At 67.8% G+C, this 20,630-nt stretch carries 26 protein-coding genes; 13 read left to right on the top strand and 13 right to left on the bottom strand.

The window, feature by feature from the left end:
• Nucleotides 1–27: 27 nt before the first annotated feature.
• A complete protein-coding gene (locus OHA19_RS07875) occupies nt 28–1,284 on the top strand; it encodes an Ig-like domain-containing protein (RefSeq protein ID WP_405718227.1) in 1,257 nt (418 codons plus the stop codon).
• A gap of 134 nt (nt 1,285–1,418) precedes the next feature.
• Entirely contained in the window at nt 1,419–3,014 is a 1,596-nt protein-coding gene (locus tag OHA19_RS07880; protein WP_405749754.1) for a CocE/NonD family hydrolase, read from the top strand.
• A gap of 58 nt (nt 3,015–3,072) precedes the next feature.
• On the opposite strand, the gene OHA19_RS07885 is transcribed toward OHA19_RS07880, so the two are convergent.
• The 5 genes from OHA19_RS07885 to OHA19_RS07905 form a co-directional block, all read right to left on the bottom strand.
• Nucleotides 3,073–3,945, bottom strand: a complete 873-nt coding sequence (locus OHA19_RS07885; RefSeq protein WP_405718222.1) for an amino acid ABC transporter permease — start codon at nt 3,943–3,945, stop codon at nt 3,073–3,075.
• Nucleotides 3,942–4,586, bottom strand: coding sequence for an amino acid ABC transporter permease (locus OHA19_RS07890; protein WP_405718220.1), 645 nt, complete (start codon nt 4,584–4,586; stop codon nt 3,942–3,944). The genes OHA19_RS07885 and OHA19_RS07890 overlap by 4 nt, the downstream gene beginning before the upstream one ends.
• A gap of 17 nt (nt 4,587–4,603) precedes the next feature.
• Nucleotides 4,604–5,515, bottom strand: coding sequence for a glutamate ABC transporter substrate-binding protein (locus OHA19_RS07895; protein WP_405721983.1), 912 nt, complete (start codon nt 5,513–5,515; stop codon nt 4,604–4,606).
• Between the two features lie 14 nt (nt 5,516–5,529).
• Nucleotides 5,530–6,273 carry an amino acid ABC transporter ATP-binding protein gene (locus tag OHA19_RS07900; RefSeq protein WP_405718218.1) on the bottom strand — a complete coding sequence of 248 codons (744 nt, stop codon included), beginning with the start codon at nt 6,271–6,273 and terminating at the stop codon, nt 5,530–5,532.
• Nucleotides 6,274–6,407: 134 nt separating this feature from the next.
• Entirely contained in the window at nt 6,408–6,848 is a 441-nt protein-coding gene (locus OHA19_RS07905) for a DUF6278 family protein (RefSeq protein ID WP_405718215.1), read from the bottom strand.
• 463 nt (nt 6,849–7,311) lie between these two features.
• Here OHA19_RS07905 and OHA19_RS07910 point away from each other — a divergent pair, with 463 nt between their 5' ends.
• The 4 genes from OHA19_RS07910 to OHA19_RS07925 all read left to right on the top strand — a co-directional run bounded on the left by OHA19_RS07910 (nt 7,312) and on the right by OHA19_RS07925 (nt 9,661).
• Nucleotides 7,312–7,545, top strand: coding sequence for a helix-turn-helix domain-containing protein (locus tag OHA19_RS07910; protein ID WP_405718212.1), 234 nt, complete (start codon nt 7,312–7,314; stop codon nt 7,543–7,545).
• A 427-nt stretch (nt 7,546–7,972) separates the two neighbouring features.
• A complete protein-coding gene (locus OHA19_RS07915; RefSeq protein WP_405749756.1) occupies nt 7,973–8,236 on the top strand; it encodes a GntR family transcriptional regulator in 264 nt (87 codons plus the stop codon).
• A 239-nt stretch (nt 8,237–8,475) separates the two neighbouring features.
• Nucleotides 8,476–9,207, top strand: coding sequence for a phosphotransferase (locus OHA19_RS07920; protein ID WP_405718206.1), 732 nt, complete (start codon nt 8,476–8,478; stop codon nt 9,205–9,207).
• A 121-nt stretch (nt 9,208–9,328) separates the two neighbouring features.
• Nucleotides 9,329–9,661, top strand: a complete 333-nt coding sequence (locus OHA19_RS07925) for a DUF6233 domain-containing protein (protein WP_405718203.1) — start codon at nt 9,329–9,331, stop codon at nt 9,659–9,661.
• A 176-nt stretch (nt 9,662–9,837) separates the two neighbouring features.
• Here the strand turns inward: OHA19_RS07925 and OHA19_RS07930 are convergent, their stop codons facing one another.
• From OHA19_RS07930 to OHA19_RS07950, 5 genes are all read right to left on the bottom strand, one after another.
• A complete protein-coding gene (locus tag OHA19_RS07930; RefSeq protein WP_405718201.1) occupies nt 9,838–10,110 on the bottom strand; it encodes an HNH endonuclease in 273 nt (90 codons plus the stop codon).
• Between the two features lie 15 nt (nt 10,111–10,125).
• The gene (locus OHA19_RS07935) at nt 10,126–10,380 is read right to left on the bottom strand and encodes a hypothetical protein (protein WP_405718199.1); all 255 of its coding nucleotides are present in this window, start codon (nt 10,378–10,380) and stop codon (nt 10,126–10,128) included.
• Between the two features lie 105 nt (nt 10,381–10,485).
• Nucleotides 10,486–10,719, bottom strand: a complete 234-nt coding sequence (locus OHA19_RS07940) for a DNA-binding protein (protein ID WP_405749757.1) — start codon at nt 10,717–10,719, stop codon at nt 10,486–10,488.
• A 305-nt stretch (nt 10,720–11,024) separates the two neighbouring features.
• The gene (locus OHA19_RS07945) at nt 11,025–11,312 is read right to left on the bottom strand and encodes a hypothetical protein (RefSeq protein ID WP_405718197.1); all 288 of its coding nucleotides are present in this window, start codon (nt 11,310–11,312) and stop codon (nt 11,025–11,027) included.
• Nucleotides 11,313–11,414: 102 nt separating this feature from the next.
• Complete coding sequence (locus OHA19_RS07950; RefSeq protein WP_405718195.1) at nt 11,415–11,705, bottom strand: NUDIX domain-containing protein; 291 nt, start codon at nt 11,703–11,705, stop codon at nt 11,415–11,417.
• A 1,200-nt stretch (nt 11,706–12,905) separates the two neighbouring features.
• On the opposite strand from OHA19_RS07950, the gene OHA19_RS07955 reads away from it, so the two are divergent.
• Nucleotides 12,906–13,151: a hypothetical protein gene (locus tag OHA19_RS07955; RefSeq protein ID WP_405718193.1), complete on the top strand. Its 246-nt coding sequence runs from the start codon at nt 12,906–12,908 to the stop codon at nt 13,149–13,151.
• Here the strand turns inward: OHA19_RS07955 and OHA19_RS07960 are convergent.
• Entirely contained in the window at nt 13,148–13,306 is a 159-nt protein-coding gene (locus OHA19_RS07960; RefSeq protein WP_405718191.1) for a hypothetical protein, read from the bottom strand. The two genes, OHA19_RS07955 and OHA19_RS07960, sit on opposite strands and share 4 nt — an antisense overlap.
• A gap of 119 nt (nt 13,307–13,425) precedes the next feature.
• On the opposite strand from OHA19_RS07960, the gene OHA19_RS07965 reads away from it, so the two are divergent.
• On the top strand, nt 13,426–15,099 hold the full coding sequence (locus OHA19_RS07965) for an IS1182 family transposase (RefSeq protein ID WP_405749758.1): 1,674 nt from the start codon (nt 13,426–13,428) through the stop codon (nt 15,097–15,099).
• Here OHA19_RS07965 and OHA19_RS07970 read toward each other — a convergent pair.
• Both OHA19_RS07970 and OHA19_RS07975 read right to left on the bottom strand, forming a co-directional pair.
• Nucleotides 15,008–15,907 carry an IS3 family transposase gene (locus OHA19_RS07970; protein ID WP_405749760.1) on the bottom strand — a complete coding sequence of 300 codons (900 nt, stop codon included), beginning with the start codon at nt 15,905–15,907 and terminating at the stop codon, nt 15,008–15,010. The genes OHA19_RS07965 and OHA19_RS07970 overlap by 92 nt on opposite strands.
• The gene (locus tag OHA19_RS07975; RefSeq protein WP_405749762.1) at nt 15,904–16,212 is read right to left on the bottom strand and encodes a transposase; all 309 of its coding nucleotides are present in this window, start codon (nt 16,210–16,212) and stop codon (nt 15,904–15,906) included. The genes OHA19_RS07970 and OHA19_RS07975 overlap by 4 nt, the downstream gene beginning before the upstream one ends.
• A gap of 101 nt (nt 16,213–16,313) precedes the next feature.
• On the opposite strand from OHA19_RS07975, the gene OHA19_RS07980 reads away from it, so the two are divergent.
• The 5 genes from OHA19_RS07980 (at nt 16,314) to OHA19_RS08000 (ending at nt 20,497) form a co-directional block, all read left to right on the top strand.
• The gene (locus tag OHA19_RS07980) at nt 16,314–16,886 is read left to right on the top strand and encodes a hypothetical protein (protein WP_405718182.1); all 573 of its coding nucleotides are present in this window, start codon (nt 16,314–16,316) and stop codon (nt 16,884–16,886) included.
• A complete protein-coding gene (locus OHA19_RS07985) occupies nt 16,883–17,332 on the top strand; it encodes a hypothetical protein (RefSeq protein ID WP_405718179.1) in 450 nt (149 codons plus the stop codon). The genes OHA19_RS07980 and OHA19_RS07985 overlap by 4 nt, the downstream gene beginning before the upstream one ends.
• A gap of 323 nt (nt 17,333–17,655) precedes the next feature.
• Nucleotides 17,656–17,850: a hypothetical protein gene (locus OHA19_RS07990; protein WP_405718177.1), complete on the top strand. Its 195-nt coding sequence runs from the start codon at nt 17,656–17,658 to the stop codon at nt 17,848–17,850.
• 249 nt (nt 17,851–18,099) lie between these two features.
• Nucleotides 18,100–19,557 carry an NF041680 family putative transposase gene (locus tag OHA19_RS07995; RefSeq protein ID WP_405718174.1) on the top strand — a complete coding sequence of 486 codons (1,458 nt, stop codon included), beginning with the start codon at nt 18,100–18,102 and terminating at the stop codon, nt 19,555–19,557.
• Nucleotides 19,558–19,933: 376 nt separating this feature from the next.
• The gene (locus OHA19_RS08000) at nt 19,934–20,497 is read left to right on the top strand and encodes a YdeI family protein (protein WP_389997667.1); all 564 of its coding nucleotides are present in this window, start codon (nt 19,934–19,936) and stop codon (nt 20,495–20,497) included.
• Nucleotides 20,498–20,630 lie beyond the last annotated feature (133 nt).

The raw sequence follows: 20,630 nt of genomic DNA on the forward strand, positions 1-20,630 counted from the left end.
CGGGCGATTTGCGGAACCTGATGCCGGATGCGCCCCTCTCCCTCGGCGAGAAGCAATGCCTTGGAGGTCTTTCCGTTGATCGCTGCACGTCGGCCCGCACGCCGCACCGCTCCGTCCGGCCGCCCGGTCCGGCTCACTCTGGTCGCCGGTACCGCGGCGCTCGGTGCCATGCTCACCGCCTGTTCCGGTGCCGCCTCGGGCCCGGAGTCGGACAAGGGCGGCGCGGCAGCGTCCTCCGGGGCCAGGATCTCGGTGAACCTGCGGGGCGGCCGGGCCACCCCGGGGACGCCGGTGAAGGTGACGCTCGACACCGGAAGGCTCAAGTCGGTCGCGGTGAGCACGGACGGGGGCGAGACGCTCACCGGCCGGATATCCGCCGACGGCAGGACGTGGACATCGGACCGGCCGGCCGCTCCCGGCACGACGTACGGCGTCGAGGCGAAGAACACCGAGGGCGGCAGCGGCAAGGCCGGCTTCACCACCGCCGCCGCGGACAAGGTCAACAAGCTGACGCTGGCTCCCGGAAAGAACACCACGGTCGGCATCGCCCAGCCGCTCTCGATCGTCTTCGACAACCCGGTCAAGGACAGGGCGGCGGTCGAGAAGGCCCTGAAGGTCTCCACCTCGAACGACACCGAGGGTTCCTGGGGCTGGTTGCAGGACTACTCCGGCAAGGACCGTGTCGACTGGCGGCCCGAGAAGTACTGGAAGTCCGGCACGAAGGTCACGCTCGACGCCGATCTCAACGGCATCGACTCGGGCCCGTCCGGCGGCTGGTTCGTACGCGACTACCGGACCACCTTCACGATCGGCGCCGACCAGGTGGTCGAGGTCGACCTGGACCGCCACCGGCTGGCGCTGAAGCGGGACGGGCAGACGGTCATGGACGTGCCCATGTCGGCCGGTACCCCCGGCGGCGAGAAGGCGTCCTGGCGCGGGACAGCCGTGCTGATGTCCAAGGAGGGCACGATCAACATGCGCTCCGAGACGGTCGGCCTCGGCGACGCCTACGACAAGATGGTCGACTCGTCGATGCGGCTGACCTGGTCGGGGATGTACGCGCACGCGGCACCGTGGAACGCGGGCTACTTCGGCGTGGCCAACCGCAGTTCGGGCTGTGTCGGGATGAGCGACGCCGACGCCGGCGCGCTGTACGGGCAGGTCCGGGTCGGCGACCCGTTCGAGATCACCGGCGCGGACGCCAAGGGCACGGTCGCGGAGGGCAACGGGTACGGGGCGTGGAACGTGTCGTGGGCCGACTGGCAGGCGAAGAGCGCGCTGTAGCGGGCCGGGGCACCGGGCCTGCCGATACGGGCCCGGCGATTGTTACCCTCGCGTAACTTACCGATGAGTTAACACGAGTAAGGGGCCGGGGTTACCGTCGGGTCACTTTGCCCTCCACGCGTGAGGAGTGACCCGTGGGACGTCCGTACCCGGCTCTGCGCACCACTACTTCCATCGGAACTGCCGCCGCCCTGTTCGCCGGAGCCGCCCTCGCCGCGGCTCCGGCCGCCGCCGCCCTGCCGCCCGCCGCGCCGGTCGCGGCGTCCGCGCCGGGACTGGAGTTCCACGACATCCCCGGCTCCGGCGGGATCACGCTCAAGGGCAATGTGTTCACGCCCGCCGGAGCGGAGCCGGGCTCGAAACACCCGCTGATCGTGCTGCCCACCAGCTGGGGCATGCCGCAGATCGAGTACTTCGCCCAGGCGCAGCAGCTCGCCGACTCCGGCTATGTGGTGGTCAGTTACACCTCGCGGGGCTTCTGGCTCTCCGGCGGCGAGATCGAGGTCGCCGGCCCGCCGGACCTCGCGGACGTCTCCTCGGTCATCGACTGGGCCCTCGCCAGCACCCCGTCCGACCCGGACCGCATCGGCATGGGCGGAGTCTCCTACGGCGCGGGCATCAGCCTCCTCGCGGCCGGGCACGACAAGCGGATCAAGGCCGTGGTCGCGCTCAGCGGCTGGGCCGATCTCATCGACTCGATCTACAGCGGCCGCACCCAGCACCTCCAGGCCGCAGCCCTGCTCGGCGGCGCCGGCCTGCTGACCGGCCGCCCGGGGGACGAACTGACCCGGACACTCACCGACTTCCTCGGCTCCGACCTCGACAGGGAGGAGGACATGATCGCCTGGGGGAAGGAGCGCTCCCCCGCCGAACGCCTCGACGAGATCAACGCCAACGGCGCGGCCATCATGATGGGCAACGCCTGGGGCGACACGATCTTCCCGCCCAACCAGTACGCCTCCTTCTACGAGAAGCTCAGCGGCCCCAAGCGCCTGGAGTTCCGTCCGGGCGACCACGCCACGGCGGAGGCCACCGGCCTGCTCGGCCTGCCCAACGACACCTGGACCGACGCCCACCGCTGGTTCGACCGCTACCTCAAGGGCGAGCGCAACGGGATCGACCGGGAGCCACCGGTCCAGCTCAAGTCCCGTACCGACGGCGGCTACGAGGGCTACCCGGACTGGAGGTCGGTGGGCGCCGCCGAGGAGCGGATCGGGCTCGACGGCACGAAGCGGATCCTCGCGAACATCGACTCGGGCGCCAACGGCGGCATCGTCATGCTGTCCAACGCCCTCGACCAGTTCGTGAAGCTGCCGCCGCTCGCCTCCGTCCCGCTGCTGCCCCGTGCCTTCGCGGGCGTCTGGCAGTCCGGGAAGTACCCGAAGGAGCAGCGCATCCGCGGCACGGTGAAGCTCCACACCACGGTGACCCCGAACAAGGAGAGCGGCACCTTCGTCGCGTATCTCTACGACGAAGGGCCGCTCGGACTCGGCAAGCTGGTCAGCAACGCCCCCTATACCTTCCACGGGCGGACGCCGGGCCGGCCGTTCCCCGTGGACCTGGAGCTGTTCTCCACCGCCTACGACGTTCCGGCCGGGCACCGTCTCACCCTGGTGATCGACACCGTCGACCCCCTCTACATCGAGCACAACCCGACCGGATCGCAGCTGACCTTCTCCTCGTCCCCGGTGGACCCGTCGTACGTGTCCGTGCCGTTGCGCGAGAAGTGATCACCGGCTGCTGCCGGGTGGGCACCGCTCTGCTGGAACCGCTTGGCGGCGGCCCCGGCTACTGCACTCCCGGCAGCAGCGTTCCTGGTTCGGCCGGTGCGATCTTCACGGCCTTCATCTTCGGATTGCGCCGTTCCCGCTTGGCCACCCAGGTCGCGAACCAGGAGAGCAGCATGCACATCCCGATGTAGATCGGCGAGATCACCATCACCACGGGGATGAAGGGAAGATCGTAGTCGAGGTTGGACGCGATGAGCTTGCCCGCGTGGAGGAATTCCTCGTAGGTGATCAGATAGCCGAGCGAGGTGTCCTTCAGCGCCACGACCAGCTGGCTGATGATGGTGGGCAGCATGGCGCGCACCGCCTGCGGGGCCAGCACGAACGTGGTGACCTGCGTCTTGCGCAGCCCCAGGGCGTACGCCGCCTCGGACTGGCCGCGCTCCACCGACATGATCCCGGTACGGAACACCTCGGCGAGCACCGAGCCGTTGTACAGGGTCAGACCGGTGACCAGGGCGGGCAGCGGCTGCACCTTCAGTGCCACGAAGATGAAGAAGATCATCACCAGTACGGGCATGGCCCGGAAGAACTCCACCAGCAGCGTCGCGATCCAGCGCACCGGCCGGTGGTCGGAGAGCCGTCCGACGGCGAGCACCGCGCCGAGCAGGAGCGAGAGCACCGCGGCGTACGCGAACGCCTTGAGGGTGTTGCCCAGTCCGCGCAGCAGCAGTTCCTGGATTCCCTTGTACGTGAAGGGGGTCCACTTGGCGCTGGTGAACTGTTCGGTGTCGAAGAGCAGATAGACGACCCAGCCGACCAGGGCGAGGATCAGGGCCGTCGAGACGATCCCGTACAGCCGGTGGCGTCTGCGGGTCGCCGGGCCCGGGATGTCGTAGAGCGCGGTGGCGGACGGCGCGGTACGGGTGGTCATCGGGCGACTCCCCAGCGCTTCTCCATCACGTTGAAGAGCGCACTGATGGACAGGGTGATGATCAGGTAGCCGATGGCGATCCAGACGAAGGTCCAGATGATGCTGTAGCCCAGCTCGTTGAGGGTCTTGTAGGTGCCGAGCAGTTCGGTGACGCTGAACGCCCCGGCGATCGCCGAGTTCTTGGCGAGGGCGATGAGCGTGGAGCCGACCGGCGGGATCACGGACCGGAACGCCTGGGGCAGAACCACGGTGTTCAGCGTCTGGCCGAACGTCATGCCGAGGCTGCGGGCCGCTTCGCCCTGTCCCGCCGGCACGGTGTTGATGCCCGAGCGCAGCACCTCGCAGATGAACGCGGAGGTGTAGCAGCCGAGCGCGAGTACCGCGAAGACCTCGAAGGGGAGGACCAGGCCGAAGCGCGGCAGTCCGAGCAGCACCGCGAAGAAGAGCAGGGTCAGCGGGGTGTTGCGCAGCACCGTCACCCACACCGTGCCGAGCACCCGCAGCGAGCCGACGGGGGCCACCCGGCAGGAGGCCATGATGAAGCCGAGGACCAGGGCCAGGATCGAGGAGTAGACGGTCAGTTCGACCGTGCCCAGGAAACCCTTGCCGTAGAGCGAGAAATTCTCGGTGAGTACGTCCATGGTCGATGCCCGCCCTCTCAGGTGGCCGGGTAGCGGTCGATGGGCGGCGGTGTCGGCGCGGGCACCCCGGACAGGCCGAGCGTGGCCTCGAACGCCTTCTTCCAGTTGCCGTTCTTCTCGTTCGCCTCCAGGGCGTCGTTGAGGGCGAACCGCAGCGCGTTGTCGCTGCGCGGGACGCCGATGCCGTACGGCTCCTGGGAGAACGGCTTGCCCACGACCTTCATCTCCTCGGGCGCCTTGGCCGCGAAGCCCAGCAGGATGGCGTCGTCGGTGGTGACGGCGTCGACCTGGTAGGTCAGCAGGTTGTCGACGCAGATCGAGTACGTGTCGTAGGCGACCAGGATCGCCTTCGGGTAGTCGGCGGCGATGCGCTGGTACGGGGTCGACCCGGCGGCCGAGCAGACCGTCTTGCCTGCCAGGTCCTGCGGCCCGTTGATGTCGTTCTCGTCGGTGCGGACCAGGAGGCCCTGTCCGGCCATGAAATAAGGACCGGCGAAACCGACGAGCTTCTTGCGCATGGCGTTGATGGTGTAGGTGCCGACGTAGTAGTCGATCTGCCCGTTCTGCAGCGCCGTCTCGCGGTTGGCGGAGGCGATGGTCTTGAAGCGGATCGTCTTCGGGTCGAAGCCGAGCGAGGCCGCCATCATCTTGGCGATCTCGATGTCGAAGCCGGAGTAGACGCCGGTGGCCGGGTCCTTCTCGCCCAGGTAGGGCTGGTCCTCCTTGGCCCCGACCCGGAGGTAGCCGCGCTTCTTCGCCTTCGTCCAGGTCGGCGAGGCGGGCAGCCGGAAGGCGGTGTCGACCTTGTAGACGGGCAGCTGCTCGGGCTTGGGGCCCTTCACCGGCGGGCTGCCCTCCTTGCCGCACGCGGCGGCGAGCACGGCCAGCAGGAGGCCGGCGCAGGCGGCCAGAACTCTTTTCGTACGCAACACGGAGCCTCCCGTCAGTGCTTGAGGATCTTGGACAGGAAGTCCTTGGCGCGGTCGCTCTCGGGAGCGGTGAAGAACGCGTCGGGAGTGCGGTCCTCGACGATGCGCCCGTCGGCCATGAAGACCACACGGTTGGCGGCGGAACGGGCGAAGCCCATCTCGTGCGTGACGACGACCATCGTCATGCCGTCCCGGGCGAGTTGCTGCATGACCTCCAGCACCTCGTTGATCATCTCCGGGTCGAGCGCCGAGGTGGGCTCGTCGAAGAGCAGCGCCTTGGGGTCCATGGCGAGGGCGCGGGCGATGGCCACGCGCTGCTGCTGACCGCCGGAGAGCTGGGCGGGGAACTTGTCGGCCTGCGAGGCCAGTCCGACCCGCTCCAGCAGTTCACGGGAGCGCCGGTCCGCCTCGTCCCTCTTCCGCTTGCGGACCTTGAGCTGGGCGAGCGAGACATTGGCCAGCACGGTCCGGTGCGCGAACAGGTTGAACGACTGGAAGACCATGCCCACTTCGGCGCGGAGCTGGGCCAGACCCTTCCCCTCCTCGGGGAGGGGTCTGCCGTCGATCGCGATATGGCCGGACTCGATCGTCTCCAGCCGGTTGATGGTCCGGCAGAGCGTCGATTTACCGGAGCCGGAGGGGCCGATGACCACCACCACCTCCCCGCGGCCGACGGTGAGATTGATGTCCTGCAGTACGTGCAACTGTCCGTAGTACTTGTTGACGTCCCGCAGCTCGATCAACGGATCGACGGCCATACGCTGCCCTACCCACTTTTCGCTGTGTCGAGGTCAGCGCAAACTATCCAGCCTGAAAAGGGGCTTCGCCCCCGACACGCACAAATGGGGCATAAGGCGTCTTATCCGATTGTCACGGGAGTTCTGCCCCTCCTCTACCCCTCGGCCGACTCCGAATAGACCTGGGAGAGCTCGGGGCTGCCCGCCATGGCCCAGTCCAGCCCGGCCTCGACCACGTCGATCTCCCGCCCGGAGGCGAGCCGCACCACGGGCTGCCCGCTCGGCCAGATGCTCCAGACCGCGCCGGGGACGTTCCGCACCAGGACCGTCCCGAGGTACAGCCCCGCGTCGTTGCCCAGCCAGGGCAGTTCCTCGGGGTCGTCCCGCCAGCGCGGCGGCAACTGGTCGAGAGCCGCCAATGAGGCCGGGCTGTCGTCGAGTTCGAGCCCGCGCTGCCCCGCCCGGACACGCAGCAGCTCGCACTCCGCGAGGAGCTCGGCCACGCCATCGGGATCGGCCGCGACGGCGGCGGCGAACCCCGCCCCCCGCCCACCGTCGTGACGCTTACGCCAGTTGTCCAAGAAAGGGATGTTCATGATTAGACCCCCCTGAGGCCGCAACCGCCGAATACAAGCCCCACCTGGGCGGCAGCCGACCCGGACGGAAGCAGATGGTTAGCTCTAGTTAGCGTCAGTTGGCTCACGTTCACCATGATCATCTCCCACTCGGCTCCCACCGGGCTCCCTTACGCCGAACCTTCGAAGTGCGAACATCAGCCCACCATGACACAAAACCGGCCCCGGGTCGCTGCACCTTGGGGGGTGTGGACTGCGACCCGAGACCGGCAATGTGACCAACGATGGAGACGGCTCTACGGTGATCACTCGTTCGTGTGAACATATGTTCGAGCAACGACAGTACATCCAGCCCTACGGCATATGCCATGAAGCCGCAGGGCTGCCACGCCGCCTCTCTGGCGAATCCCTCGATCAATCATGATCGAAAAATGCCGGAAAATAGCTGCTGACTTATGATCTTGCAGGTCAGAGCGTTTGTCGAGTGCCTGCCGACCTGCCGCCTTGGATCCTCGATCACCGCCGCACCCTCGGCGAACACATCCGCGACCGGCGCATGCACCAGAACCTCACCCAGGAGCAACTCGCCCACCTGGCCGAGATCTCCCGCGACACCGTCCAACGCATCGAGGGCGGCCACTCCGACGCGCGAATCAGCCACCTCTGGCGAATTGCCGCAGCACTCGACACCACGGTCGCCGAGCTAGTGCAGCAGTAGCCCCGCCTCCATCCCGACCCCCACCGACCTCGGGTGTAGGCGGAAGCTCAGCAAGTACGGGACTGGCGCGTCCATGGGCGGGAGGTCATCGGACCTCCGTGGCGCGTTCCTTCGCCGCCCGGTACGCCTGCCGCAGAGCGCCGGCGTCCGCGCAGTCCATGCCGTCAGTACGGCACTCGGCACACGCCACAGTGTGGTGAATGAAGGCGCTGTATGCGGTCTGGACGGCGGCGTTCGCGGCCCTGTGCCGGGCTGCCACTGGCCCGGTATTCTCAGGCACGTCATCAGCTCCGACTGCTGGTGTCCATGCCCCCGGACCGTTTGCGCGGTTGCGGGGGTTCTGCGCTGGCACCATACAGCGCCCTATAGACCTATGTGCAGTACTACGTGTGTCTCTGCAGGTCAAGGGGGTCATACGGTCGTTGACATGGTGGACGACGACGACATGCCTGTGATCAACCCGGCCGGCCCGCAACTGGTGTACGTAGTCGTGGCCGACCACATCGCGGCACAGATCGCCGACGGGCGACTGCCGGTCGGAGCGAGGCTGCCGGGAGAGCTGGCCATGGCCGAGCTGTACGGCATCGCCCGAATGACGGTGGCTCGGGCGGTACGGGAGTTGCGGGAGCGAGGGCTCGTCGTCACAGTGCGCGGCAAGGGGACGTTCGTCGCCGACCGGCCCGAAGCGTGACGTCCGCCCCTCCCCCGGGCGCTGTTCCGGGTGAGGGGCGGTCTCGTAGCTGCGCCCAGCCATAGGCGCGAATGTGATGAGTCCACGGTACTGGGGCGGTATGACAACCGGGGCGGCCCGCCGCGACGGGGGTGACACGGCGGGCCACGGCCAGTGTGGCAGGGGCTGTCCTGTGACACTGAACCTTGACCGTTTGCCACTGAAGATTGACCGGTGGTCCGTGCATGCAGGATGTAGCCATGGAGAACGAAGTGCCGTTGTCCGGCGGGCGCATCACCACGGGCGTGGTCAGGGTCGGCAACACCGTCCGTCGGCCGGCCACCGCGTCGTCCTCGTTCGTTGCCGAGCTGCTCGGTGACCTCCGGCGGCAGGGCTTCGCCGGCGCTCCGCGTCACCTCGGGTTCGACATGGCCGGTCGCGAGATCCTCAGCTACCTCCCCGGCCGCGTGCCCGCCCGCTTCCAGCGCTGGACCGACCCCCAGGTTGCCGCCGCCGGCTCCCTGCTCCGCGCCTTCCACGACGCCACCCGCGGCAGCCGCCTGACCGATCGGCACCCCGTGATCTGCCACCACGACCCGGGGCCGAACAACACAGTCTTCGCAGACGACGTCCCGGTCGCCTTCATCGACTTCGACACCGCTGCCCCCGGCGATCCCCTCGAAGACCTCGGCTACATGGCGTGGACCTGGTGCATCTCCTCCAAGCCCGACGCTCCGCCCGCTACCGTCCAGGCCGCACAGCTACGCATCCTCGCCGACGCGTACAGGCTCGATGCCACCTCCCGCTCCAGCCTCATCGATGCCGCGCTCGACCGCCAGACCCGCAACGCCCAGTGGTGGCGCAGCCATCTCGCGCGCCCGTCCCCACGAGTCGCCGACGACCACGAGATCACCGGGCGAATCCGGTGGTCCGAGCGGGAGTACGCCTACACCTCCGCTAATCGCGCGACCTTCGACACAGCCCTGGACTGACACCCACACGATCCTCCGACCTGCGCGATCAAAGTTCGATGGCACGCGGTCAAAGTTCAGTGACACGGGACAGGGGCGGGCGAAGTTCGCGGAGGTCGGGGAAAGACTTAGAATCGAACTTATGTCCGATATTCCGTCGCGCCTGGTCATGCTGCGCTTCCTCAGGAGAGTGCAGGAGCAGCAGCTCGCTCAGACCGACCGGTGGATCGCCGACGAGGAGCGCCGCGAGGCTGAGCAGAAGCAGGGTGAGGAGCGGCGTCCGCCCGCCCCGGACTGGGTGATGGAGCTCAGCATCGGCCTCGGCGCCCGGCCCATCGAGGTCCACGCCGGGCACTGCTATGCCATCGGGAAACGCCACCGGGCCATCAGCCGCGAGCAGGCCCTCGCCGCTCTCGCCGAGGGGATCCGGGCGTGCGCGCACTGCAGGCCGGACACAGAACTCGGGGTGCTGTGAGCAGCAGCCCGTCGCACCCTGAAACATCGCTGTGGTTGTGGTGGTCAGCACCCGGGCCAGCCATGGCCAGCGCCATAAGGTCCAGGTCGATGACGATGTCGCACGGCTTGGCGTGCGCCCTGATCCAGCTGGACTTGCCGGCGCCGGGAGGACCGGTAACGACGTACAGCACGGCGTCACCAGGTCCGTGACGTCTTGAGCGGCTGCGGTCCGCCCCTGTTGCCCTTGGCGCTATTGCACCGCCTGTGCATACTGCGGGCGTTGGCCGGGTCGAGGAGGCTACCCCCTTTGGACAGCGGGATCACGTGGTCGAGGGTGAACGACATCGGGTGCCGCGCGTCGAGCGCGGGGTCGATGTTGTGGCCGCAGCGCCAGCACGGGTGGCCGAGGGCTTTCACGTCGGCGACGAGGCGGCGGTAGGGGCGCCCGTTGCGGGGGTTGCCGGTCATGGGCGCCACCTCCTGCTACAGGTCGTTGCCGAGTACCTCGCGGCGGGCGGCGAGGGCCTTGCGGTTGAGGGCGTTGGCCATGCGGATCGCCACGAAGGTGAGCAGGAAGAAGGAGGCCGTGAAGAGGATCTGGGTGATGGTGCTGACGACGCTGATGTTGCGAGTGGCGCCAGCGATGATCAGCATGATCACGTTGCCGGAGAGCCAGGCGAACCAGATGCGGAACTTCTCGACTCGCACGGCCTTCTGTACGTCGCTGTAGCTGGGCATCACGTCTCCCCAGGGATGTGCTGTGGAGGGGGCAGTGTGGCATGCACGTGCGCACTATGCGGAGGAAATGCGAAGACCCGCCATCATCGGCATCCTCAGCCCCCGTCAGGCAGCGTTCGCGACTCTGGGCAGCGGCGGCGACTCGCCTGGGGTAATGAGTTCGCGCGTCCACTCGTCGCGCCCGGCTTTGTTCAGCTCGAAGACGCTGTAGCGCACGTTGCCGCGGCCGGACCCATACCGCCGGATCCGCCCTTCGTAGGCCCAACGCCGGATGGTGGCTCCGGGCCGGCCTGCGTAGTAAGCGGCGTCCTTCTCGCTGACGAGTCCACGGGCGGCCATGTTCACCTCCGCCGGGAATGACTGAGGGCCGCCTCTTTGGGCGGCCCTCAGCGACATGCGTGTCCAGTGAGGCAGACGATACGTTCGCCCACGTCATCGCGTCAAGCTATGAATCATTCACCTGCGATAGCCAGCCGCTATCCATCAGACTGGCCGCATGCCGACGGTCTACATGGTGCAGGCGGATTCCCAGGAGGAGTGCGCCGCCGAACTGGCCCGCATGTGCGCGGCTTTCGACCTGCGCCCGCTCCTGCCGCCGACACGCAGTACGGGCACTGAGCGGTGGCTGGCGCGGGCGGTGTCAATCACCTACCGCCGCTCTCCGGTTCGGAGCGGGGCCGACGAAGCATGACCATCAGGAACGCCGCGACCAGCAGCACCGACCCCAGCCCGGCACTCACGACGCCGACCAGCTCAACGGCGTTCCACAGCTCACTCTCCGTGCGTCGGCAAGTCGGGTCGCACTCCCACGAAATCGCCCCATCGCTATGCGAACCAGCGATGGCAGCCAAGCCGAGCACGAAGAGCAGGATTCCGCACCAGACCATTCGGCGTGCGGCGAGCAGGTACCCGCGCGAGTGAGTGTCGACCATGCGACCACAGTCCCAGCCACCCAGCCAGCAGGCAACGGTGCGGGGTACGGCACGGCCCCGGACCTGAAGTCCGGGGCCGTGCCGGGCGCTAGCTGTGGTGTCTCAGTGGGCTGATCTCACGGCCGCACGGATGATGTCCGCGTGGTCGAACGCGAGCTGCGGCAGGGCGTCCAGGGGCCACCAGCGCACGTCCGCCGCGTCGTCTCCGGCGACGATCGGGGTGCCGGCGGGGACGATGACGTGGTAGGCGACGGTGATGTACCGGCCGCGCGGATCACGGTCGGGCCGGTCCCAGATGCCGATCTGGCGCAGGTCGGCGGCGGCCACGTGCACGCCCGTCTCCTCGCACAGCTCGCGGGCAGCAGCCGCGCGACTCGTCTCCCAGGGGTCCACATGCCCGCCGGTTCTTTAGGCTCCTCTCCGTTGTCGGTTGAGACCGCCTTGGAAAGAGGCCCATGGACGTCCTGGAGCACTGGAGTGTCGACTTCTACGATTTCACCGTTCCACCTGAACCCAGCGACGATCCCGCTGTCTTGAAGTTCGGGAACCTGCACGCGAGAGCCGCCCGCAACGGCGCACGGCACGGCACCCCCGTGATCCTCTCGCCGTCGGGTCGACCGGACCACAGGATCAATCGCTTCTTCAGGGAAGGGAAGATGGCAGCCTCCCAGCCCGGGACGTGGAAGCGGTACGCCTACACGTTGATCGTCTGGCTCGACTTCCTGGCCGCCATCGACCGCTCATGGGACAGCGCGACGGTACGGGACGTCGAAGCGTTCAAGGACTGGAGACTCACAGATCTGCGCAACGAAGAGCGGATCAGGTCGACATCCTTCGACACCGACCGGGCTGGCCTCAACTCCTTCTATTCATGGGCGAGCAAGCGCTACGGGATCTGCAACCCCGTCCCGACCGTGCACGCCGGCGCCGCGGATGAGAGCGACGCCGCATTCGGGCGTGGATACGCTCGCAAGCGACGGGATCCGCTCCGCCCTGGCGGATCGACACGGCGCCAGGTGAAGTGGCTGCTGCGATCGGCCTTGGAACAGTGGCGGAACATCGGGCTGCGCGGCTACGGGTTCGACGGGGTGCGCGGGGCAGGCTGGCGGGGCTTCGACGAGGACCGGGACTGCGCCTTCGTCGACGGGCTGTACGGGACCGGGCTGCGCGTCCGTGAGTGGGCCAGCGTCCTGGACGTCGAGCTCCCGGCATCGGGGAGCGAGCGGATGGGGGAAGCGTGGCTGGCGGCGAAGTGCGTCAAGGGGGCTGAGGAGGGGCGGACGTACTGGATACCGCGGCGGGTGCTGCAGTCGGTGGAGGGTTACGCGGATCCACTTGAGGGGTCGCGGGCCGAGGCGATCCGCCGTGCCCAGCGTGCGGGCCGTTACGAGCGACTGCGTGGAGTGCGCATCGTCACCGGGCACACTCCCCGGACCGGAGAACTGCACGTCGAGGGGGCCGACGGGTCCGCGACGCTGGCGCTGGACGTGCTGGCCCCGGATGAGCGGCGGTTTCTCTTCCGCCGTACGCCCCGCGGTCTGGAGCCGCTCTGGCTGTGGCTGTCGGTGAGCGGGCTGCCGAAGAAGGTCTCTGGTGGAAGAGCGCCGTCTCGAAGGCTTCTCCGCGGAGGAGATCGAGGACTTCCGCGACCAGCTCGGCGACATCTGGCTCCAGATGTCGATTTTGCTGGGCCACAAACACCCGGACGGCGGCGACACCATTCCGGCGGACCCGGTCGGCCGTATCTATGCCAGGCGCTATCGCCGCACCCTGGCCCGCTTCATCGTCCGCAGGCCGAGAGGGCTGAGGTTCCCCCGCAGCGCGGGAGTGGCTGACTAGATGGTCAGAGCGGGTTGACGTGGTTTCAGGTTCACTTGTTCGGTCGCTGCCTGGTCGGCGTAGTACTTCTCCTCGAACTCGATCGGGCTGAGGTAGCCCAGCCGTTTCTGGATGCGGCGGGGGTTGTAGAAGCCGTCGATGACCCTGTTGCCCAATTGGGTGAAGCTGCCGTGATCGTCCGTCGCGTGACATTCCGGTCCGTGAGTGTGTGGTGCGAGGCGGTTCTGAGGGCGCGAACTGGGCGTCCGGCCGCGGAACTCGGGGGTGGTGTGCTGTGTCCATGCGGCCGAGTTCGGGGGCGGAGGTGCCCGCGGTGACAGGGGATGTCGCTCGGGCAGCGTTCCCCAAGGGGTGTCTGGCGATGAGGATCCGGGACAGTCTCGGTCCGCTGTTCCTGGACGAGGAGTTCAGAGCGGCCTTCGGGGTTCGGGGGCGCCCTGGCATCTCGCCCGGGCGACTGGCGTTGGTCAGCATCCTTCAGTTCGCCGAGAACCTGACCGATCGCCAGGCCGCGCACGCGGTGCGGGCCAGGATCGACGTGAAGTACCTGCTCGGCCTGGAGCTGACCGACCCCGGTTTCGACCACACCGTGCTGACCGGGTTCCGGGAACGGCTGCTGACACACGGGCTGGAGGACAGGATCTTGGACCTGCTTCTGGAACGGCTGGCCGAGATGGGGCTGGTCGCCTCCGGCGGGCGGCAGCGCACGGATTCCACGCACGTCCTGGCCGCGGTCCGCAGCCTCAACCGCCTGGAATTCATCGGCGAGACGTTGCGGGCGTCGCTGGAGGCGCTCGCCATGGCTGCGCCGGACTGGATGCGCGCGTCGATGGACCCGGCATGGCAGGAACGCTACGGGACACGGGTCGACGCCTACCGGCTGCCGACCGACGAGCAGGAGCGGCGCACTCTCGCACGGCAGATCGCCGCCGACGGATACCGCCTGCTCGAAGAGGTCTTCGCACCGACGGCGCCGGCATGGTTGCGACAGGTGCCCGTCGTCTCCATCCTGCGCACGGTGTGGGTGCAGCAGTTCACCCGCACGGTCACTGACGGCGAGGAAGAGGTGGCCTGGCGGGGGAAAGACGATCTCCCGCCGAGCAGAGCGATGGTCGCTTCGCCCTATGATCCTGAGGCCCGTTACGCGAAGAAGCGTGGATCCGCCTGGGTCGGCTACAAGATCCACCTCAGCGAGAGCTGCGACGACCCCGGGGAGACGAATCGCCCCCACTTGATCACCCACGTCGTCACGACCGATGCCACGGTCAACGATGCGATGGTCGTCGAGGAGATTCACGACCGTCTCACCAGCAAGGACCTCCTGCCAGCGGAGCACCTCCTGGACACCGGATACACCTCGGCCGAGCTGTTACTGACCGCGCCAACCACCCGCGGTGTCCACGTCGTCGGCCCAGTCCGGTCGAACAACACCCGGCAGGCAGCCAAAGGAAGCGGCTTCGGCAAGTCCTCCTTCACCATCAACTGGCAGTCTGGGCAGGCAACTTGTCCGACCGGTGCCACGAGCAGGTACTGGACGGCGGGAGTGGACAACAATGGCCGGGACGCGATCCGGATCCGCTTCGCGACCACCACCTGCGCACCCTGCCCCGTGCGAGACCAGTGCACCCGCTCCACCAAGTATGGGCGGCAGCTCACCGTCCGCCCCCAGGACCAGGATGCGGTGCTGGAACGCGTCCGCGCTGAGCAGTCCACGGATGAGTGGAAGGACCGCTATGCGGCCCGCGCCGGCGTGGAAGGCACCATCCATCAGGCCGTCGCGACCGCCGGAGCCCGGCGCACCCGCTACATCGGCCGAGCCAAGACGCGTCTCGCGCACATCCTTACAGCCACCGCCATCAATCTGATCCGCCTCGACGCCTGGTGGAACGAAACTCCCCTCGCCCGCACACGCACGTCCCGACTGGCGGCCCTCGACCTCGCAGCATGAGACCAATTGGGCAACAGGGTCCGTCGATGTACTTGAAGAGCGTGAGGTTCGCTTCGGCTCTGGTGGCGAAGACGCGGCCGCGGATGCACTCGGTCTTGATGACCATCCACAGGTTCTCCGCCAGGGCATTGTCGAACGAGTCGCCGACCGAGCCCATGGACGCCTGGATACCGGCCCTGACCAGGCGTGTTGTGAGCTTCACGGACGTGTATTGACAGCCGTGGTCGGCGTGGTGAATGAGCTCACCGGGGGCGACCTCGCGGCTGGCCAGGGCATACTCCAGCGAGGTGAGGACCAGGTGGTCGGCGTCCGCGCGGGCGGAGGTCTCCCAGGCGACCACCCGGCGGGAGAACGCGTCGCGGATCGCGGGCAGCCACAACGGCCCCTCCCCGGTGGAGATCATGGTCAAGTCGGTAACCCACAGCCGGTTCGGCCCATTCGCAGTGAAGTCGCGTTGCTCCAGGTCAGGGGCCAGATCGGCGTCCGGGTCACGGCGAGTGAAACCCCTGCCCCGGCGGGGGCTGATCCCGGCCAGGCCGGCCTCCCGTATGAGCCGCTCGACGCGCTTCCTGCCGACGTGGACGCCCTCACGCTTGAGGACGGCGTGCACGCGAGGTGAGCCGTAGAACCCGCCGGACTCGTCGTGGACCTGCCGGATCCGCCCGGTCAGCTCGGCGTCCCGGCGGCGCCGTTCGCACGGTTCCTTCTCGGCCTGGCGCCACCGGTAGTAGGTGGAGGAAGGGATGTTCAGTTCCCGGAGTACGGGCTCGACCCCCAGATGCGGGTGCCCGTCAACGAGCGCTGTCACCTGGGCCGGGTCGGGTCGAGCTGGGCCGCGAAAAAAGCCGAGGCCGTCCGCAGTACCTCATTCACACGCTTGAGCTGGGCATTCTCCTTGCGCAGGGCGGCAAGCTCCTCACGCTCGGCGGTGGTGAGCAGGTCGTCGCGTTCGCCGGCGTCGGCCTCGGCCTGGCGGATCCAGTTGCGCAGGGCCTCGTGGTGCACGCCGAGTTCCTCGGCCATGCGGCGGATCACGGGCTTCGGCTCGGCGGTCCGGTACATCCGTACCGCCCGCTCACGCAACTCCAGCGGGTACTTCCTCGGCGCAGGCATCGTCTGGGCTCCTCTCATGAGACCCATCTGACCTTCTGTCACCCATCCCCACATCTCGGGGGAACCTCAGGCTGATCGCAGCCGCCCTGCAATACGGACATGTGGATACGAAAGTGACACTTAGTTATGCGGGCAACGAGGATCCCGCATGGCTGCAGGACGTGGCAGTGGAGAAACTCGAACTGATCGTCGACCAGATCGAGGAGGACGCCCGCCGCCTTGAAGCCGGTGAGCATGTCAGCGGGCCTTCCGCCCAGGAGTACCGGGACCGCGTCGCACGGTCGGCACCTTTCGCCGGCCGTGTCGTGACAGGTGTACGCAACGTCGAGCGGCTCCTCGAACAAGCCGACCCCGCCGTTTACCACGGACAGGGCATGACCTGTGTGTGGCAAGCCGCGACAGCTGCCTGCCGAAAGGCGAAGCTCACCCTGGGCCTGCCCGGCGTCGACACCCCGGACGAGGCCGAGTGCCGGTCCACCTGCGTAAACCTCGCTTATACCGACCGCGACATTACCGAGCTGCAGCAAGAACTCGTCATCCTGCGAGCAGACGCCGCAGACCCGCTGGCGCCCAAGCCGCGCCAGGACCGGGCCGCCGCCCAGGCCGCACAGCACCTGAACATCATCGAACGCCACCACCGCCGCACGACGGAAGACGAAAAAGACACCCCATGACAAGTCGACGCGCCCGGGACCGGGAAGCCGAGCGTGCTGCGCTGCGCAGTGCCGCAGACCGTCTCCTCGCCGGAACTCCGCTTCGGTCGGAGTCGGGGCGGCTCACAGCCACCGAACTGTTGCGTGAGTCCAGTCTGAGGCGAGACGTCGCCTACGGCGACCACAGAGACCTCGTCGAAGAGTTCCAGGCCCGCGTCAAAGCTCAGAACGCCACACCAGCCGCCGTGCAGCAACTGGTCGGCAAGTACAGCGAGGTGAAGATGAAACTCGCGGCCGTCACGAAGGAACTCGCGAATGAGCAAGCAGTCAGCGCCGTACTGCGGCGGATCACCGCCGAGCTCGACCTTGAACTGATGCAAGCCCGAGAGGAACTTGAGCAGTCCGGGAACGTCACCCGTCTTCCCGCACCCCGTCGCGGGCGTCGCGTCGGTGACCGTGCAGAGTAGCGGCAGGGAGCACGCCCCAGGTGCGCAAACGCAGTGGCGCGGCATGAAGCATCCCGACCCCGTGCACTCGACGAAGGCGGCCCACTCGCATGACACGAAGGAACAGAGACAGGGATTCCGAGCGTGAGGAGATCCGAGCCGCTGCGGAGCGTCTTTTGGCCGGCACACCACTGCGCTCCAGGGTCAGCACGCTCACGGGAACCGAGCTGATTGCCGAGTGCGGGCTGCGGCGAGACGTCGTCTATGGAGATCACAAGGACCTCGTAGATGACTTCCGAGCGCGGGCCCGGGCCCGGAATTTCACTCCTCAGGTCGTGCAGAACATGGCCGAGGACAATGCCGGGCTCCGAGAAGCATTGGCGAAGACCAAGACGGACCTCGCCACGGAGCGGGAACGAGTCCGTGCTCTGATACGGGCCGCTGCAGAGCTGTCGCTAGAACTGGAGCAGGCGCGCGACGAACTCGCCACAGCCCAGCAGGTCACACGGCTGCCTGGCCGGCCCGGATCCGACAGCTGACGAGAGCCAGGGCGATGGCGGCGGTGGAGCTGCCGGGGGCGTGATGTCGGCGCACGCGTCGGGTCGGACGGTCGAGCAGTAGCGGTCGTGGGTGCGTGAGCGGTACTAACTTGATCTTTAACCTCGGGGCCCGAACGAGTCCTCGTACTTGATCACTCGGACCGGTAACTGCCGTACGTGCAGGCGGCCTTCGTCTGAGCATGTGATCCGACCAAGGAACACACAACACTCAGCACGAAGGCCGTGGGAATGAGTCTGTCGCATCGCGTCGTACGGCAGGATCCGTTTGCGGAACTGTCACGCTTCCGGGGTGAGTTCTATTCCTGTCTGACCAGGCGGGCGGATGCGTTGTTCGAGCTCGCGGACGCCGTGTTGTGCGCCGATGGTCCGGTTCGGTCGCTGGTGGAGCTGTCGCTGGTGGGCGAGCATCGTCGCGGGCATGGTGGGCTCTACGACGCTCTGGCCGCGGGCGAGGTCGATGTGGCCCGGCTTCGGCGGGCCCTGACCGCGGTGCCTCTGCCGCGATCGGCGGACGGCCGGCTGGTCCTGGCCGCCGATATCACCTGCTGGCTGCGGCCCAGCGCGCACACCTCACCGCAGCGGATCCTGTGTCACACCTACGGGCGGGGCAAGGACCAGCACATTCCCGTGCCCGGCTGGCCGTACTCGGTGATCTGCGCACTGGAGACGGGCCGCAGTTCGTGGACGGCGCCGCTGGACGCGCTGCGTCTGGCCCCGGGGGATGATGCTGCCACGGTCACGGCCGGGCAGATGCGTGAGCTCGTCGAGCGGCTGATGGCGGCCGGGCAGTGGAAGGACGGCGATCCGGACGTTCTGATCGTGGTGGACGCCGGATACGACGTGCCACGGCTGGCCTTCCTGCTGAAGGATCTGCCGGTGCAGGTGCTGGGCCGGATGCGTTCGGACCGCGTCCTGCGCCGTGCAGTCCCGCCCCGCGAGCCCGGCGCCCGGGGCCGCCCGCCCCGCCACGGCGGCGAGTTCGTCTTCGGCGACCCGACCACCTGGAACACACCCGACGCGCAGACGGTGACCGCAACCCGTCTCTACGGCACCGCCACCGCACGGGCCTGGGACCGGCTCCACCCGAGACTGACCCACCGCTCGGCCTGGACCGCCCAGCTGGGCTCCCTGCCGGTCATCGAGGGGACCGTGATCCGCCTGCAGGTCGAGCACCTGCCCAGCGGCGCGACACCGAAGCCGGTGTGGCTGTGGTGGTCGGGCACCGACGCCACCGCCACCCAGGTCGACCTGCTCTGGCAGGCATTCCTGCGGCGCTTCGACATCGAGCACACCTTCCGCCTCTTCAAGCAGACCCTGGGCTGGACCTGCCCCAAGATCCGCACCCCCGAAGCAGCCGACCGCTGGACCTGGCTGATCCTCGCCGTCTTCACCCAGCTACGTCTGGCCCGCCCGCTGGCAGCCGACCTCCGGCGGCCGTGGGAGAAACCGAGCCCGCCCGACAGACTCACCCCCGCACGAGTCCGCCGCGATTACCGGCACCTCCGCCCCAAGGCAGCCTGTCCCGCCGGAGCACCGAAATCCTCCCACCCCGGCCCAGGCCGGCCACCCGGCCGCAAGAACACCCGGCCAACCCCACGCCACGACGTGCACACAGTCGGCAAAACGGACCCCGCAAAGCGACGAACGAAGAAGCCAACGACCCCACGTCCACGCCGCACAGGTTAAAGATCAAGCTATGGCCGCTCCAGCGGCCTGGGCTCTGGCCTAGGAGACGAGGCGTGTCGAGGCGGCATCGAAGAACAATTCGGCTAAGTTGATCAACAGCCCGTCTCGCGATCCGAACGCGCCGATCCCGGAGGACGAGAAAGATATCGTCAGCGCACTTTGAGCTGGGCTGTCCACTCGCGTTGGCGAGGCCGGCGCCTCTTCCGCTCCCTCGAACGAGGGGCCTGCGGCCGATCCGCCCCCGCTCGGCTCCTGTGGTTGCCCGTCATGGTGATGACACCCCGGCGCAGATCCCGGGCGGCGCGGTGAAACTCTCGGATTGTCGTACCCGACAGGTTCAATGGAACCGACGAGACGACCGACGGGAGCACCGCGCATGGAGCCAATCTTCTTCTCAAGTCCTGGGGAGTTCCGGGACTGGCTGGAGGAGCACCACGCGACTGCCTCCGAATGTCGGGTGGGCATGTGGAGGAAGGGAGCGGGTAAGCCCACCCTGAGCTGGTCGGAGGCGGTCGACCAGGCCCTGTGCTACGGCTGGATCGACGGCCGGCAGAGCCCGATTGACGACTTCTCCTGGACGATCCGGTTCACTCCGCGCAGGCCGCGCAGCAACTGGAGCCTGGTCAACCTCCGCAAGATCGAGGAGCTGACCGCGCAGGGGCTCATGCGGCCGGCCGGTACCGCGGTGTTCGAAGCCCGTGACCGGGATCGCGAGGAGAAGTCGGTCTTGGAGTTCGAGGCGGCGCAGCTGGCTCGCTTCCAAGCGGAACCGCGGGCGTGGGAGTGGTTCAGCGGGCAGGCGCCGTCCTACCGCAAGTCGGCCATCCACCATGTGATCAGTGCCAAGCTGGACGAGACTCGGGAGCGGCGGTTGGACCAGCTGATCGCCGACAGCCTGGAGGGGGTGCGGCTCAAGCCGTTCCGGCGACCTGGAACCTGAGGGCCCGCTGTAACAGGCCGAGCGCGATCGCGTAGCCCTCCAGCTCGGCCGTCCAGCGCGGGACCTGCCGCTCCGGGAACCCCTCGGGCTGGCCTTAGCCTCAATACCGTTCAGTTAGTGGCTTGGATGGTGA

It is taken from the genome of Streptomyces sp. NBC_00012 (assembly GCF_045040875.1).
GTDB lineage: Bacteria > Actinomycetota > Actinomycetes > Streptomycetales > Streptomycetaceae > Streptomyces.

What these genes read in the sequence shown, in the direction of transcription:
- OHA19_RS07995 (WP_405718174.1), top strand. Translation starts at nt 18,100, where the DNA reads ATGAGTCTGTCGCATCGCGTCGTACGGCAGGATCCGTTTGCGGAACTG.
- OHA19_RS07875 (WP_405718227.1), top strand. Translation starts at nt 28, where the DNA reads ATGCGCCCCTCTCCCTCGGCGAGAAGCAATGCCTTGGAGGTCTTTCCG.
- OHA19_RS07905 (WP_405718215.1), bottom strand. Translation starts at nt 6,848, where the DNA reads ATGAACATCCCTTTCTTGGACAACTGGCGTAAGCGTCACGACGGTGGG.
- OHA19_RS07935 (WP_405718199.1), bottom strand. Translation starts at nt 10,380, where the DNA reads ATGCCCAGCTACAGCGACGTACAGAAGGCCGTGCGAGTCGAGAAGTTC.
- OHA19_RS07930 (WP_405718201.1), bottom strand. Translation starts at nt 10,110, where the DNA reads ATGACCGGCAACCCCCGCAACGGGCGCCCCTACCGCCGCCTCGTCGCC.
- OHA19_RS07945 (WP_405718197.1), bottom strand. Translation starts at nt 11,312, where the DNA reads ATGGTCGACACTCACTCGCGCGGGTACCTGCTCGCCGCACGCCGAATG.
- OHA19_RS07885 (WP_405718222.1), bottom strand. Translation starts at nt 3,945, where the DNA reads ATGACCACCCGTACCGCGCCGTCCGCCACCGCGCTCTACGACATCCCG.
- OHA19_RS07920 (WP_405718206.1), top strand. Translation starts at nt 8,476, where the DNA reads ATGGAGAACGAAGTGCCGTTGTCCGGCGGGCGCATCACCACGGGCGTG.
- OHA19_RS07990 (WP_405718177.1), top strand. Translation starts at nt 17,656, where the DNA reads ATGGCCGAGGACAATGCCGGGCTCCGAGAAGCATTGGCGAAGACCAAG.
- OHA19_RS07890 (WP_405718220.1), bottom strand. Translation starts at nt 4,586, where the DNA reads ATGGACGTACTCACCGAGAATTTCTCGCTCTACGGCAAGGGTTTCCTG.
- OHA19_RS07985 (WP_405718179.1), top strand. Translation starts at nt 16,883, where the DNA reads ATGACAAGTCGACGCGCCCGGGACCGGGAAGCCGAGCGTGCTGCGCTG.
- OHA19_RS07940 (WP_405749757.1), bottom strand. Translation starts at nt 10,719, where the DNA reads ATGGCCGCCCGTGGACTCGTCAGCGAGAAGGACGCCGCTTACTACGCA.
- OHA19_RS07925 (WP_405718203.1), top strand. Translation starts at nt 9,329, where the DNA reads ATGTCCGATATTCCGTCGCGCCTGGTCATGCTGCGCTTCCTCAGGAGA.
- OHA19_RS07900 (WP_405718218.1), bottom strand. Translation starts at nt 6,273, where the DNA reads ATGGCCGTCGATCCGTTGATCGAGCTGCGGGACGTCAACAAGTACTAC.
- OHA19_RS07915 (WP_405749756.1), top strand. Translation starts at nt 7,973, where the DNA reads ATGGTGGACGACGACGACATGCCTGTGATCAACCCGGCCGGCCCGCAA.
- OHA19_RS07975 (WP_405749762.1), bottom strand. Translation starts at nt 16,212, where the DNA reads ATGCCTGCGCCGAGGAAGTACCCGCTGGAGTTGCGTGAGCGGGCGGTA.
- OHA19_RS08000 (WP_389997667.1), top strand. Translation starts at nt 19,934, where the DNA reads ATGGAGCCAATCTTCTTCTCAAGTCCTGGGGAGTTCCGGGACTGGCTG.